Source organism: Bacillus infantis, from assembly GCF_020171945.1.
In the GTDB taxonomy this organism is placed as follows: Bacteria; Bacillota; Bacilli; order Bacillales; family Cytobacillaceae; genus Bacillus_AB; species Bacillus_AB infantis_A.
The window spans coordinates 400,005-413,691 of the sequence record NZ_JAIVAP010000003.1 but is presented as its reverse complement, the minus strand read 5'-3'; the positions used below and the strand labels follow the sequence as shown (position 1 = coordinate 413,691).

Below are 13,687 nucleotides of genomic sequence, written 5' to 3'. Positions count from 1 at the left end.
ATCAACCTTCTCCCTCCTGCCAATAACGGCGTGCTGCACATAGTTCCTTTTCATAGATGGTGTCTTTAAGCGGGATAATTTCGATTGTTTTCCCTGTATTTGGCGAATGGAGCAGCTTGCCGTCTCCATAGAAGATTCCCACATGGTGAATGCTGCCCTTTCCTTCCTGGTAGGCAAAAAACAGCAGGTCGCCAGGCTGGATTTCAGCCAAATCCACTTCAGTTCCGTGCCTTGCCTGATCATGCGCATCCCTTGGAATGATATAGCCGTTTGCCTTGCACATCGTATAGCTGAATCCTGAGCAGTCAAATCCCCAGCTGCTCATGCCTCCCCACAGGTAAGGCAAGCCGAGGAAGCGTTCCCCTTCGGATACAATTCCCCCTCCATTCCCCTTCTGCCTCCCTTCCAAAGAAGGATGAAGAATTACATCCTCCTGCCGAAGAAGTCCGTACCCTTCAGGGATTCTTACTTTAAGCCATTCATCAGATTTCTCAACCGCAGGGAGAACAGTTTCAAAGCTTAATTCCATTAAAGGCTTCTCTTCCTCTGAATACAATACAGCTTTTTTCGAGCTGATGGCTGCAACTGGGCCTTTTTTGATATTCCATTCGTTCAGTTTCATCAGCTGGCTTTTTGGCATCCAGCCAGGATAGCCTCTTTCATTTTTTCCTGAAGGCTGGCTAAGGATTATAACACTCGCCCAAGGTCCCTCTTCTTCCAGCAGGATCACCTCCTGGCCAAACAGTGCTTGGGTTTGGATCCTGTTTTCATTGCAAAGTGCAAGCCTGGTTTCGTATGTCAGGCCAGCCAGCCACCCCTCCATGTCCGGCCCGCCGGAAACCGCTTTTCCATCGATTTCCCTGGCCGATTCAGGGGAGGTCCAAATTGTTGCCACTGGTACATTGACAAGCCACTTATGCTGAATTCCCACTTGAAATTCCTCCTTCTGAGTAAACTTGCCTGATGCCAAGCCCTGCTGCATCAGGGAAAGTGATTTTCCTTCCATTGTAGCTGATTCCGCCCTCGACCAAATCTTTGGCCAGCATTAGAGGAGCATCAAAATCAAATCGGGTGATATTTTTTTTGCTCGCAGCAAAATGAGCCGCAGCACTGATGCCTATCTTTGTTTCAATCATGCTTCCTACCATGCATTCAACACCGCAGGTTTCAGCCAGCTGGTTGATGGCCTGAGCCTGGAAAATCCCCCCGGCCTTCATTAATTTTATATTGATCAGATCCGCACTCCTCGTAGAGAGCACCTGGAGCGCCTGCTTCGGAGTGAACACACTTTCGTCAGCCATAATGAGTGTTTCAACGGAATCTGTCACTTGTTTGAGCCCTTCGATGTCATCAGCGGGAACCGGCTGTTCGACCAGCTCAATGTCCAGGAGGCTGTCCTCCATTTTCCTGATGGCCCTCACCGCATCCTTTGCCTGCCATCCCTGATTCGCATCAAGCCTGATTTTTACCTTATTGCCGACACGCCTTCTGATTTCCTTTATTCGGCTGATGTCTGTCATGATATCATCTTTGCCTACCTTAACCTTCAGCACATTAAATCCCTGATCTATATAAGAAGCAGCATCATCGCCCATTTCTTCAGGATTGTTCACGCTCACTGTATAGTCAGTCTCGATTTCATTTTTTGCACCGCCAAGGAATTGATACAGCGGAAGCCTGCAGTGCTTGGAAAGGCAGTCATATAAAGCCATATCCACCGCAGCTTTAGCACTTGAATTTCCAACCATCAATGTCTTTATTGCCTGGAAAATAGTTTCATAGTTCAGAAGGCTTTTGCCGACAAGATAAGGCTTGAACACATGTTGGATGGCCGATTCAATGCTCATCAGGCTGTCCCCGGTGATGACGACTGTCGGAGGAGCTTCCCCCCAGCCTTCAATGCCGTTGTCGCATACGATTTTTATGACTACAGATTCCGCTGTAGTCACAGTCCTTAAGGCAGTCTTAAACGGCTTGATTAACGGGATGGCAACCCTGAAGGTTTCAATTCGCTCAATTTTCATCTGTGCACCTCTTTAGCGTACGCCGCTTTCGACATACAATTGTTTTTCCGTTGTATCGAGCACTGCATCCGCTCCGAGCGGAACAGAGAAGTGCGGGGAGCAATGGCCTATTTTAAATCCTTTCATGGCTGGCCTGCCCGCTTTAATCAAATAGTGATCAAGAACTTCATCAAGGGATAGGCTTAGGTCGCGCTGCGGTTCACATTTGTTAAAGTCCCCCACGACTACGCCGGCTGCTTCAGATAATTTACCTGCCATCAGCAGCTGATTCAGCATCCGGTCAACTGAGCGCGGTTCTTCATTAATATCCTCGATGAGCAGAAGCTTCCCTTTCACATCAATCTCAAAAGAAGTTCCCAGCGTACTCGCGATCAAGCAGAGATTGCCTCCAGTCAGGGGACCTTCTGCCCTTCCTTCCACCACTGCTGACAGAGGCGAAAGCTCTTCAGTGTATAAAGAATCCGCGGGCTGGAAAAGCTGGCTGAAATATTGTTTGGACAATGGGTGGGCGTCCGCCTTTCCGATATCGGAAGCAAGCATCGGACCGTGAAAGGTGATAAGCCCGGTTTTCTGCCTTATGCTCGTATGAAGGAAGGTGATATCACTGTAGCCCCAGAATATTTTAGGGTTGGCCTTAATAAGGCCATAGTCCAGGTCAGCTGCAATCCTGGCAGTTCCGTATCCACCGCCTGCACAAATGACCGCTTTGATCTCCTTGTCTTCAAACATATCATGCAAATCCGCGAGCCTCTCTTTGTCTGAGCCAGCCAGGTAGCCATTTATATTCCTGACAGATTTTCCTTCACGGACTTCCAATCCCAGCTCCTTAAGAAAATCAATGCCCCTATCAAGGCTTTGGACGTCAGGCGGGCTGGCCGGTGATACTACACCGACAGCATCCCCTTTTTTCAAAAGTCCCGGCTTTATTTTCATATCATATGCCCCTTTCCGTATGCGCTGCAGTTTGCCAGTAAAAAGGGATGTTCAGCAGAACACCCCTTTTCAATGCTATTCTTTGTCAGCCCATTTTAATTCCAGATATCCGACTGGGTGGCGGACGATACCTGACACAGCTTCATTTTGCAGGTAAACCTGGTTATAGAAATGCAGTGAGAAAATAGGCGACTCGTTATAAAGGATTTTTTCTGCTTCGTACATCATGTCATAGCGTTTCGCTTCATCGGCTTCATTTTTCGCACCTTGGATCAGCTTATCGAACTCGGCATTGCTCCAGCCAGTCCGGTTCATTGAGTGGCCGGTCTGGAAGTTCTCCAGGAAGTTGATCGGATCGGCATAATCAGCAAGGAAAGAGCTTCTGGACAGCTGCAGATTCAGCGCCTTCTGTTCAGTCGCAAATACATTCGCTTCCATATTTGCAAGCTTCACATCGACTCCAAGGTTTTCTTTAAGCATCTGCTGAAGGGCTTCGGCAATCTTTTTATGCACATCATTTGTGCTGTATGTCAAAGTCACCTCGGGCAGCTCGCTGTACCCTTCCTCTTCCATTCCCTTCTTCAGCAGCTCTTTTGCCTGCTCGGCATCCGTTTTAACAAGGTCACCGTTCACCTCGCGGAAATCATTTCCGGAAGGATCCTTAAATCCCGGAGGAACAAATCCATAGGCCGGCTGCTCCTGGTTCTTGGTCACAAATTCAACGATCTGCTCCTGGTCCACCGCCATGGCGAAAGCTTTCCTGATGTTCACATTCTGGAATGGCTCTTTATTCACATTAAAGCGGTAGAAATATTGGCCGGCCTGGTCTTCGACCTGGACCTTGCCTTCTTCAAAGAGCTGCTCGCTCAGGTCTGCCGGTACATCTGAAGTATCCAGCTCCCCTTTTTGATACATCTGGTACTCGGTGTTCGTGTCATTCACCATCGCCCAGTGCACTTTATCAAGTTTTACATTTTCTGCATCCCAATACTCTTCATTTTTCTCCATGACCATATTTGTGTCATGCTCCCATTCAGTCAGCTTGAACGGGCCATTCCCGACAAACGTGTCAGCTTCTGCAAACCATTCCGGATTTTCCGTCGCTGTCTTTTCATTTACCGGGAAAAATGCGGGATTGGCAATGATGTTTAAAAAGTAAGCCTGCGGGCTTGTCAGAGTCACTTCGAATGTTTTATCATCAACGGCTTTTACTTTCACTTCTTCTGCCGAGCCTTCTCCTGTGTTAAAGGCTTCCCCGCCCTCAATGAAATAGCCAAGGAAGGCCGCCGGAGAACCTGTATCCGGATCAAGCAGGCGTTTCCAGGCATAAACAAAATCACCTGCTGTCACATCATCCCCGTTAGACCATTTTGCATTATCGCGAATATGGAATGTGTATGTTTTGCCATCTTCTGAAACATCCCATTTCTCTGCCGCGGCAGGTTCAGCTTCATGCTCCTTGCCGAGCCTTGTCAGACCTTCCATGATATTATTCAGTGAGTTCCAGGAAACGGCATCAAAGCCGATTGGAGGGTCAAAGGATGTTGGTTCTACACCGTTATTTAAGTAAAGCACCTTTTCACTTTCGCTATCCCCGCTATCCTTGCCCTCATCTGAAGGTTCGCTTCCTGTATCCGAATTGGCTGTACAGGCTGCCATGACGAATACAAGCGACATTGCCAAAAACAACATGAAAAACTTTTTCATTTTTCTCCCCCTCATTCTATTTTCATCTATCAATGCAGATCCTTGAGAACCTGCATCTGGATAATTCCGCCTTCCTTCCGGCCCCGCCGGAATGCGGGCGGCGCTATCTTACACGTGTCAGCAGTTTTTTAGCACGCTCATCCTGCAGCCAGCAGTCCACATAATGCTCACTGCTCAAACGACTTTCAAACGGATAGACTTTTTCACAAACTTCCATTGCATAATCACATCTCGCTGCAAAAGGACAGCCCTGCGGCGGAGCAAACAAATCAGGGGGCGAACCCGGTATCGGCACAAGCTCCCCTTCCTCAGAATCAAGCCGGGGCACCGAGTTCAGCAGCCCCTTTGTATAAGGATGCTGAGGACTATAGAAGATCTCCCTCCTTGTGCCTGCCTCAACGATTTTCCCGGCATACATGACTGCGACACGGTCAGCTACCTGTGCTACCACACCAAGGTCATGTGTGATCAATATAATGGAGACACCTGTCTTTTGCTGGATTTCCTTAAACAAATCAAGTATCTGTGCCTGAATGGTTACATCCAGGGCGGTCGTCGGCTCATCCGCAATTAAAATTTCCGGCTCGCAGACAAGAGCCATCGCAATGACGATTCTCTGCCTCATGCCGCCGCTGAATTGGTGCGGGTATTGCCTGAGCCTTGATTCAGGACTGGGAATCCCCACCAGCTTAAGCATTTCCAGGGCCTTTTTTTTAGCCTGGTCTTTGGATACAGACTGATGCTGGCGGATTCCTTCAATGATCTGTTCCCCTACAGTAATCGTCGGATTAAGCGCCGTCATGGGATCCTGAAAGATCATGGATATGTCCGATCCCCGTATCTTCCGCATCTCTGCCTCTTTCAGCCGGGTCAGATCCTGGCCATTGAACAGGATTGACCCCTCTGCGATTCTTCCAGGCGGGGAAGGGATCAGCTTCATAATGCTCTGGGAAGTGACGCTTTTGCCGCTTCCCGATTCGCCGACTATAGCCAGGGTCTCCCCTTTGTATAAATCAAATTCCACACCGCGGACTGCTTTTACTTCTCCGCCATAGGTGGAAAAGGATACATGCAAATTTTTAATTTCCAACACTTTTTCCATCATGGCTTACCTCCTCAGCTTTGGATCCAGTGCATCCTGCAGGCCGTCCCCAAGAACATTAAAAGCAAACATCGTCATTGAGATGAAAAAGGCAGGAAAGAACAGCCTCCACCAATGGCCGGAAAGGATAGTAGACAGCCCGTCATTGGCCATTACTCCCCAGCTGGCAAACGGCGCCTGGATTCCCAGGCCAAGAAAGCTCAAGAATGCTTCTGCAAATATGGCCGAAGGCACAGTCAGCGTCAGCTGAACGATGATCGGGCCCATCGTATTCGGCAGGAGATTCTTCCTGATGATCCTCGATGTCTTTGTTCCAAAGGTCTTGGATGCCAGTATAAATTCATAATTTTTGATTTGCATAACCTGGCCCCTGACAATCCGGGCCATTCCTATCCAGCCTGTAACTGACAAGGCTACAATGATGGTCGTCAGGCCTGGGCCCATAACGACTGCGAGCAGGATGACAACCAGCAGATATGGCAGGCCGTACAGGACTTCAATGATCCTCATCATCAGGTTATCGGCCCTGCCTCCTTTATAGCCGGCAATGCCTCCGTAGATGACACCGATCATAAAGTCCAGGAGCGCCGCAATCACCGCTACGAACAGTGAGACCCTGGCACCATACCAGGTTCTTGTGAACACATCCCGCCCCAATTCATCCGTGCCGAACCAGTGGCTGGAGGATGGCGGGAGATTCTGATCGGTCAGCTTGGAGCTTTCAACCGAATGCGGTGAAATGACCGGCCCAAAAATAGCCATAAAGAGCAGAAAGATGAGAAATACGAGTCCGGCCATTGCCAGCTTGTTGCGCGACAGCCGCCTCCACGAATCCTGCCAGTAGGAAAGGCTTGGCCTGACTACCGCCTCTGCTTCCCCCTCCTCTTTTGATCGGGGTGTAAACCACTCATCAGGAATTTCCGGAGAAACGCTGCGCTCCTGCTGTTTTCGCAATTCCATTATCGTCCCTCCCTTTTACTCAGCTTAATGCGGGGATCCAGCACACCATAGGCAAAATCTACCAAAAACAGCATGAAGATAAGTACAGCGCTGTAAAAAACGGTCGTCCCCATAATGACGGGATAGTCCCGGTTTCCGATGCTTTCAATAAAATACTTGCCCATCCCCGGTATGGCAAAAATCTTCTCGATGACAAAGGTGCCCGTCAATATGCTCGCCGCCATGGTGCCAAGCACAGTGACAACAGGGAGCAATGCGTTTCTCAGTGCATGTTTGAATACGATTTTTACCGGGGTCAGCCCCTTTGCCTTCGCCGTCCTGATATAATCCTGGGTCAGCACCTCGAGCATGCTTGCCCTTGTCAGCCTTGCAATGATTGCCATCGGGCCGGTTGCAAGAGCCAGTGTCGGCAGGATCATATGCCTCCAGCTGGTCCATGTAGCTGCGGGAAGCAGGTCCCAATTGACAGCAACCTGCTGGATCAAAAGCGTTGCCAGAACAAAGTTGGGAACTGATATGCCGAGCACAGCAATGGTCATCGCCAAATAGTCAATGAACCCGTTATGCCTGAGTGCTGCGATGATGCCAAGCACAATCCCCGAAAAAACTGCCAGGAGCAATGTCCACATCCCAAGTTCAAATGACACCGGGAAGCCCCGGCTCAGCATGTCATTGACTGTCTGTGATGACTTTTTGATAGAAGGCCCGAAATCAAGCGTTACAAGTGACTTCAGGTAAGTCGCATATTGGACAGGAAGCGGTTCATCCAGATGATAATAGGCCTCCAGGTTCTTCTGGACAGCTTCGCTCGTCGCCCTTTCTTCGTTGAATGGGGAACCAGGGATGCTGTGCATCAGGAAAAAGGTAAGCGTGATGATCAGCCATAGTGTAACAAGCATCGATAAAAGTCTTTTGAGTATATAACTATTCATCCCGGCCACTTCCTAACAAAAAGCCGTTCTCATGGCCAGCTCGGTCATGACCAGCATAGCCTGGTAAGCTTCCAGGATGTTTTTTGCCTGGAACCGGACGGTTGTCGTTCCTTTTTCTATTTCCGTACCAGGCATAAGTCCTGCCCATTCTGCCTGGCCGTAGTTTGCAAATTCAATCCTCAGGAGAGGGGCATCCGGCGGGACAAGCGGCTTAACCTTTTCCCTGTTCTCAATAGCATCGGCGGTTTTTTCTTTCAAAAGCATCCCGGCCTTAGCCGGGGTAAGGGTTTTTACAGCCGAACGGGAAATGGTCTGTTTTACAACAGCTGTCGTGACATTCGGAATAAGCTCTTCAGCCTCCCTGGCCGCCCGGTCATCGCCTGCAACCATAATCACCGGGACGCCAAAATGGCCTGCCACATATGCGTTAAATCCCAGTTCCCCGACTGCTGTATCATTTATGTACATATTCCGGACACCGAATATCATTGTATGAGACATAACACCTTCCATGGATGCCCTTGCATGATAGCCCGCGAATATAGCGCCTGAGAATTCAGAATTCAATCCCTGGACCATGCTGTAAGGCTTCACGTCCCCTGTGATCAGCTGGGTTTCCGGGTGCATCCTCTCAACAAGAAGATTATTCATTTTTGAATGGCTGTCATTCACCAGCACCTCAGAAGCGCCCCGGTCAAAAGCTTCTGAAACAATAAAATTAGCTTCGTCTGTCATAATGATCCGGCTTCTCTCATAATTGTGCCTGGAAGAATCAACATGGGTATAATCAGACAGCCCGGTTATGCCTTCCATATCGACCGATAGATATATTTTCATAGACTCTCCACACTTTCTAATATTTTGAATTTTCTTACTATTATAGTGGATAAATTACTATATTTCAATAGCGTCATTCCTGGAAATAAGGCTATCAAAAAAATCCAGCTGCCAGAGAGAGTCTCTAACAGCTGGATTTTATCTGGGTTCAGCAGAAAAAGCAGCTATACATTTAAATTTATTCCACTAATTTGTTTGTACTTTATGCTGGCATTCTTAAAAGCAACCATCAGCGCTTTCTGGGAAGAACCGAAATACCGCTTTTCTATTTCAGACAGGATGCCTTCTTCCTCAAGCATGGATTTCCCTGCAAACAATGATTTAACAAACAGGGATGTCAGCCCGATTGTTGAAGAGCATTCTGCATCTTCAATCTTATGTGTGTCCCTGTCAATGACGAGTGCAATAAAAAAACCATTGTATTTCTGCATGATCGGATTATTGGAGGAAGTCTTGCTGTCTCCAATAATATACACTGTGCTGTCCTGATACATATTGCCCTCCTGCGGCGCGGGGATATTATATGAGGCATTTATGCGGGAACATAAATATTCATTATAATGCACACGCCCTTATGGGAATTGTAATATAACAGAGACTGCTTTGACAATTATTTTTATGGATTTTTCTATATTTTTTAACTATTCAACTAAATTTCAGCTTATCAATAAATAACTTCGCAGCTGGTATTTCTGGCATAGCGCATGCTGTCATTCGTTTATTGATGTATTAATAAATACAGATAACACCTCATTTTGTGGTAAATGAAATAGTCGAAATAACACTGCCATACAGAAGAGGCATCCCCTATTTGATAGACGAAAATTCTCAATACAAGCAGCTGCCTGATGAACTCTTAACAGTGTTCACGGTATGAAGGATACATTGACAAAAGAACATCGGGTTACTAACGCCGGGTCGGGAGGAAGTCCTTCAGTGCCCCCCACCCTTCATTCATGAAATGCTTCGCCGAGCGCTAAATGCAGGCTCTCTTTCTGCTACATTGTGATTTGAGGAACCATGCAATAAATAAGAGGAGATTTTCCGGCTATATAAAGAATAGTGCTCTTTTTTGGGAAAATAAGGGGAGATTTTCCGGTTATGACAAGTAAATAATCACATTTTTACATTTTCCAAGTCAATAAGTGGAATTTCTCCATCTATTTGTGATGTTTTTTATTAAAATGACTAATTAAGCGGAATTCTTCCGTCTATTAATCAGATAGGCTTTATAACCTGCAACATAGGAAAATCAACTCCAGTTTCTGATACCGGCCGCCCCAGGTATACCAAGGTTTATTTTCCAATTTTCCCCTACAAAAGATGAGTATTTAAGATCTTTCACCGGTACCGCTCCTCCTTAAACGGATCGGCTGTCATGGAGTAGCCAAGCTCCTCCCAGAATCCTTCTTCATCCTCATTCATAAAACGGATGCCGGATACCCATTTTGAGCCTTTCCATAAATAAAAAGAGGCTGGTGGAATGAATCGGAGGGGGTAGCCATGTTTAGGGGATATTTCCTGCCATTCATGGTTTTCATCCTTCCACCTGTATACAAACAGGGCGTCATCGCCGAGAAGGTCCGCCAGTGGCAGGTTTGCAGAGTAGCCAAAACGGTCCCCATTATAATACCCGTATATCTTTATATATTTAACATCCTCCCTGATATTGACAAGCTTCAGCAGGTCCCTTAAAGCGATCCCTTCAAACTCTGTCCCAAACTTGGACCAGGTAGTCACACAATGCATATCAATGCTGGACACCGTTTTTGGCAGCATCATCATTTCAGCATATGACAGGGAAACCTCCTCTTCTACCTCTCCAAAGAGCCTGAAATCCCAAGAAGCTTCATCAAATTCGTAAACATCGCCCTGGTGGAGAACCGGCCATTTTTCTGTTTCAAATTGCCCTGGCGGCAGCACCCGTTTCACTTTCATCATCCTTTACAATTATATTTTCATTAAGAATAACCTTTGCAGCTGCCTGCGGCAAGAAATCCCCTTTTCATTTCACTTTTTAAGGCAGCCTTTTCCCCTCAAATGCCACAATGCAATAAAAGCTTGGACGGGAGGTTTTTTCCGGTTTAAATCATAATATTTTGAGAGACTAATTACTGCTGATAAAATAGACATGAGCTGATGAACTGCACAGCCGCCATTCCAGAAGAAAGAAGTGACAATATGTCCGAGAATAAAAGGTTAAGCGATATTAAATATTCTGTACTTGATCTTTCACCTATCAACGAAGGCAGTACAGCAGCTGTTTCATTAAAGAATACACTCAACCTCGCACAGCATGCCGAAAAATGGGGCTATACGCGCTATTGGCTTGCAGAGCATCATAATATGACAGGGATCGCCAGCTCTGCCACTTCTGTTGTAATCGGGCATGTAGCCGGGGGAACATCTTCCATCCGGGTTGGTTCCGGCGGGATCATGCTTCCTAATCATGCACCGCTCGTGATAGCCGAGCAGTTCGGCACACTGGAGTCCCTATATCCCGGGCGCATTGATCTTGGACTGGGCCGGGCGCCGGGCACAGACCAGTTAACAGCACATGCCCTGCGCAGGGACCGCGGAAGCGACGGGCAGGATTTTCCTGAACAGCTTGAAGAACTCCGTGAGTATTTCGAAGCAGAGTCGCCGGCTGAAAGGAAAAGAGTAAGAGCTGTACCAGGCGAAGGCTTGAATATACCGATCTGGCTTTTGGGCTCAAGCGGATTCAGTGCCAGGCTCTCTGCCCAGCTGGGACTTCCCTTTGCATTTGCAAGCCACTTCTCTCCTGATAATACCCTGCCTGCCCTTCAGCTTTACCGCAGCCATTTCACGCCATCAGATGTTTTATCTGAGCCTTATGCAATGGTAGGGGTCAATGTAATTGCCGCTGATACACAGGAAGAAGCTGAAAGGCTCGCCACAAGCATGCAGCAGCAATTCCTCAACCTGATCCGCAATACTCCGGGCGCCCTAAAGCCGCCTGTCGACAACATGGATGAATTATGGAGTGAATATGAAAAGGCCCTGCTTCAGCAGCAGCTTGGCTCATCCATTATCGGAGATGCAGAAACGGTGCAGAAAAAGCTGCAGGAATTCCTGGATAAAACCCAGGCTAATGAATTTATGGTAAATGCCCAAATTTATGATCATAAAGCCCGATTGCGTTCATTTGAAATCGTTAGTGAGATTATGAAAAAACAATAAAAAAAGAGCTGCCGATCGACTCGGCAGCTCTTTTTTTGCATCCTACACTAATCCCCGAACTTTCCAAAATAAAAAATGCCCGGCATTATACTGCCGGGCATTTCACAAGTATGATCTGAGAGGGATTCGAACCCCCGACCCCTTCCCTGTCAAGGAAGTATTCTCCCGCTGAACTATCAGATCGTGTCTTAACTACATATTTAATTATATTCATTTTCAGGTCAAAGTCAATACTTTTTCAGAGATTTTTTCATTTTGCTATATACTTTTTTATTACTGCCGGTTTAAGACATTTTGGGGAGAAAGTCTCTATTGCCTGAAAGGCATTTTCAACAGCCCCCCCTAACCACATTGTTAAACTGGGATCTTAACCGGCTATGTTCTATTCACGCTTCCTTTTTTAAGTATAAACGAATTCCTGCAGCAGCTGCTGCCAAGCAATAAGTGACTATAAACAGGCTGTCTTTAAGTAATGGGACCAGCTTCACTGCTGTTTCCCCCTGGCTTAGATAGCTCAGTGCCCTCATGACAGGGGGCAGCAGCCATAGGAACCAGGAAGATCCCTTCCACTCATCCTCAACTGATTCCGCTGCTAATGAAGCTGTCAGTATGAGAACGGCAGCCAGCCAGGCATACCTTTTGTCCGCGGTCTTTCCGCCAGAGAAAAGCATTGATACAAGCAGCCCGAGTATGGCCAGCATAATATGGGCATAGAAAGCCAGCAGGTAAAATGAAACTTCCATTTCCAATCTAAATCTGCCTGTGATCACAGGAAAGTAGATGGCAATTAGCATAAGCGGCAGGGAGGAAACAAACACAGCAGCCGCCTTGCCAGCAAGGTATTTCTTTTTGCTGCCCAGGTGTGACATCAGGATAAACTTCTCCTGTTCCTGATCCAGCGGAAAGAAAAGCATGCCCAGCCAGGCTGTACACAAATATAAAGCAATCGATGAGACCGCGTAGCTGCTAAGGACGGGTGCCCCTTCGTAGGTGTACAATACGAAAATCCAGACCAGATAAACAGTATAGGGAGGCAGGAATCTGTATGATCTGATTACACTCCTGAGCTGATACTGAAGAAAAGCCATCAAAACACTCCCCCCCTTTCTATCACTTCAACTATTGAACAGCCAGAATTAAGAAGGCTTTTCAGAAGGATATCTGATGCCGAAGCTGCTTCTTTAATGATAAAGAGGTTGTGGTCCAATTGGCTATACTGAACAGCCGGCAACTCTTTTAGGATAGAAATATCCGGAACTAGGACTTTTATGTATTTCACGGCTTCTGCAATATTATTAACATTAGATATAACAGAACCGTTTTCCAATGTAATCACCCTGTCCGCCGCCTCTCTGACAAGAAAGCTTTCATGAGCAGTAAAAGCAATGGCCATTTTTCCATTAAGGCCTGGAAGGTATCTGAGGAATGCCTGCTGGGCTTCTTCGTCCAGTCCGGTCAAAGGCTCGTCCAGGAGGAGAACATCCGGCTGCAGCAGAAGGGCCTGGATGATCCCAGCCTTCTGCATCGTTCCCTTAGAGCAGTTCTTCAAGGGAGTTTCCAGAAACCCCTCTGCATGGAATAACTCAGCATAATATTCAATCTCCTCCTCAAGCTCTGGCTTCGTTCGGCCTCCCATTCTTCCGGCATACAAAAGAAACTCTTTCATTCTGAACCGATTTTGATCTGGGAAATGTTCAGGAACAAACCCAATCTTCTTGGTCCTCCTTTTTACGCTCCCGGCAGTAGGTTCAATAAATCCCGCCATCAGTTTCAATAAGGTGCTTTTCCCAGAGCCGTTGTGCCCGATTATGGCTGCCCGCTCCCCCTGGTCCAGCCTAATATGAATTCCATTGAGAATCCTGTTCCCTTTTATGTTTTTTTCTGCTCCAATTAATTCAATCATATGTTTATTCATCACAATCCCCTGGACGATTTTCTCTAAAGCAAGCACCAGTTACTTATAATGACATTAAAAATGTAAAAAAATGAAA

13 protein-coding genes and 1 tRNA gene are annotated in these 13,687 nt (G+C 47.0%); 1 reads left to right on the top strand and 13 read right to left on the bottom strand.

What is annotated here, in order from left to right; all coding sequences use genetic code 11:
* Position 1: 1 nt before the first annotated feature.
* From LCM00_RS08825 to LCM00_RS08780, 10 genes are all read right to left on the bottom strand, one after another.
* On the bottom strand, positions 2-931 hold the full coding sequence (locus LCM00_RS08825; protein ID WP_224900313.1) for a C40 family peptidase: 930 nt from the start codon (positions 929-931) through the stop codon (positions 2-4).
* Complete coding sequence (locus LCM00_RS08820) at positions 915-2,024, bottom strand: mandelate racemase/muconate lactonizing enzyme family protein (protein ID WP_224900311.1); 1,110 nt, start codon at positions 2,022-2,024, stop codon at positions 915-917. Before LCM00_RS08820 ends, LCM00_RS08825 begins: the two co-directional genes overlap by 17 nt.
* A gap of 12 nt (positions 2,025-2,036) precedes the next feature.
* Complete coding sequence (locus LCM00_RS08815; protein ID WP_224900307.1) at positions 2,037-2,957, bottom strand: S66 peptidase family protein; 921 nt, start codon at positions 2,955-2,957, stop codon at positions 2,037-2,039.
* Positions 2,958-3,032: 75 nt separating this feature from the next.
* Positions 3,033-4,664, bottom strand: coding sequence for a peptide ABC transporter substrate-binding protein (locus tag LCM00_RS08810; RefSeq protein ID WP_224900304.1), 1,632 nt, complete (start codon positions 4,662-4,664; stop codon positions 3,033-3,035).
* A 103-nt stretch (positions 4,665-4,767) separates the two neighbouring features.
* Entirely contained in the window at positions 4,768-5,766 is a 999-nt protein-coding gene (locus LCM00_RS08805; protein ID WP_224900301.1) for an ABC transporter ATP-binding protein, read from the bottom strand.
* 6 nt (positions 5,767-5,772) lie between these two features.
* On the bottom strand, positions 5,773-6,726 hold the full coding sequence (locus LCM00_RS08800; RefSeq protein WP_224900298.1) for an ABC transporter permease: 954 nt from the start codon (positions 6,724-6,726) through the stop codon (positions 5,773-5,775).
* Positions 6,726-7,658: an ABC transporter permease gene (locus LCM00_RS08795; RefSeq protein WP_148975870.1), complete on the bottom strand. Its 933-nt coding sequence runs from the start codon at positions 7,656-7,658 to the stop codon at positions 6,726-6,728. Before LCM00_RS08795 ends, LCM00_RS08800 begins: the two co-directional genes overlap by 1 nt.
* A gap of 12 nt (positions 7,659-7,670) precedes the next feature.
* Positions 7,671-8,495 carry a M55 family metallopeptidase gene (locus tag LCM00_RS08790; protein ID WP_224900295.1) on the bottom strand — a complete coding sequence of 275 codons (825 nt, stop codon included), beginning with the start codon at positions 8,493-8,495 and terminating at the stop codon, positions 7,671-7,673.
* Between the two features lie 164 nt (positions 8,496-8,659).
* Entirely contained in the window at positions 8,660-8,989 is a 330-nt protein-coding gene (locus LCM00_RS08785; protein ID WP_224900292.1) for a DUF3870 domain-containing protein, read from the bottom strand.
* Between the two features lie 847 nt (positions 8,990-9,836).
* Positions 9,837-10,427, bottom strand: coding sequence for a molybdopterin-dependent oxidoreductase (locus LCM00_RS08780; RefSeq protein ID WP_224900618.1), 591 nt, complete (start codon positions 10,425-10,427; stop codon positions 9,837-9,839).
* A 249-nt stretch (positions 10,428-10,676) separates the two neighbouring features.
* On the opposite strand from LCM00_RS08780, the gene LCM00_RS08775 reads away from it, so the two are divergent.
* Positions 10,677-11,696, top strand: coding sequence for an LLM class flavin-dependent oxidoreductase (locus LCM00_RS08775; protein ID WP_224900289.1), 1,020 nt, complete (start codon positions 10,677-10,679; stop codon positions 11,694-11,696).
* A gap of 111 nt (positions 11,697-11,807) precedes the next feature.
* On the opposite strand, the gene LCM00_RS08770 is transcribed toward LCM00_RS08775, so the two are convergent.
* The 3 genes from LCM00_RS08770 to LCM00_RS08760 all read right to left on the bottom strand — a co-directional run bounded on the left by LCM00_RS08770 (position 11,808) and on the right by LCM00_RS08760 (position 13,611).
* Positions 11,808-11,879, bottom strand: a tRNA-Val gene (locus LCM00_RS08770).
* A 203-nt stretch (positions 11,880-12,082) separates the two neighbouring features.
* Entirely contained in the window at positions 12,083-12,787 is a 705-nt protein-coding gene (locus tag LCM00_RS08765; protein ID WP_224900286.1) for a hypothetical protein, read from the bottom strand.
* The gene (locus tag LCM00_RS08760) at positions 12,784-13,611 is read right to left on the bottom strand and encodes an ATP-binding cassette domain-containing protein (RefSeq protein WP_224900283.1); all 828 of its coding nucleotides are present in this window, start codon (positions 13,609-13,611) and stop codon (positions 12,784-12,786) included. The genes LCM00_RS08765 and LCM00_RS08760 overlap by 4 nt, the downstream gene beginning before the upstream one ends.
* Between the last annotated feature and the right edge of the window lie 76 nt (positions 13,612-13,687).

Coding starts and splice junctions, on each gene's coding strand:
- LCM00_RS08820 (WP_224900311.1), bottom strand. CDS start 2,024: ATGAAAATTGAGCGAATTGAAACCTTCAGGGTTGCCATCCCGTTAATC.
- LCM00_RS08815 (WP_224900307.1), bottom strand. CDS start 2,957: ATGAAAATAAAGCCGGGACTTTTGAAAAAAGGGGATGCTGTCGGTGTA.
- LCM00_RS08810 (WP_224900304.1), bottom strand. CDS start 4,664: ATGAAAAAGTTTTTCATGTTGTTTTTGGCAATGTCGCTTGTATTCGTC.
- LCM00_RS08805 (WP_224900301.1), bottom strand. CDS start 5,766: ATGGAAAAAGTGTTGGAAATTAAAAATTTGCATGTATCCTTTTCCACC.
- LCM00_RS08800 (WP_224900298.1), bottom strand. CDS start 6,726: ATGGAATTGCGAAAACAGCAGGAGCGCAGCGTTTCTCCGGAAATTCCT.
- LCM00_RS08795 (WP_148975870.1), bottom strand. CDS start 7,658: ATGAATAGTTATATACTCAAAAGACTTTTATCGATGCTTGTTACACTA.
- LCM00_RS08790 (WP_224900295.1), bottom strand. CDS start 8,495: ATGAAAATATATCTATCGGTCGATATGGAAGGCATAACCGGGCTGTCT.
- LCM00_RS08785 (WP_224900292.1), bottom strand. CDS start 8,989: ATGTATCAGGACAGCACAGTGTATATTATTGGAGACAGCAAGACTTCC.
- LCM00_RS08775 (WP_224900289.1), top strand. CDS start 10,677: ATGTCCGAGAATAAAAGGTTAAGCGATATTAAATATTCTGTACTTGAT.
- LCM00_RS08760 (WP_224900283.1), bottom strand. CDS start 13,611: ATGAATAAACATATGATTGAATTAATTGGAGCAGAAAAAAACATAAAA.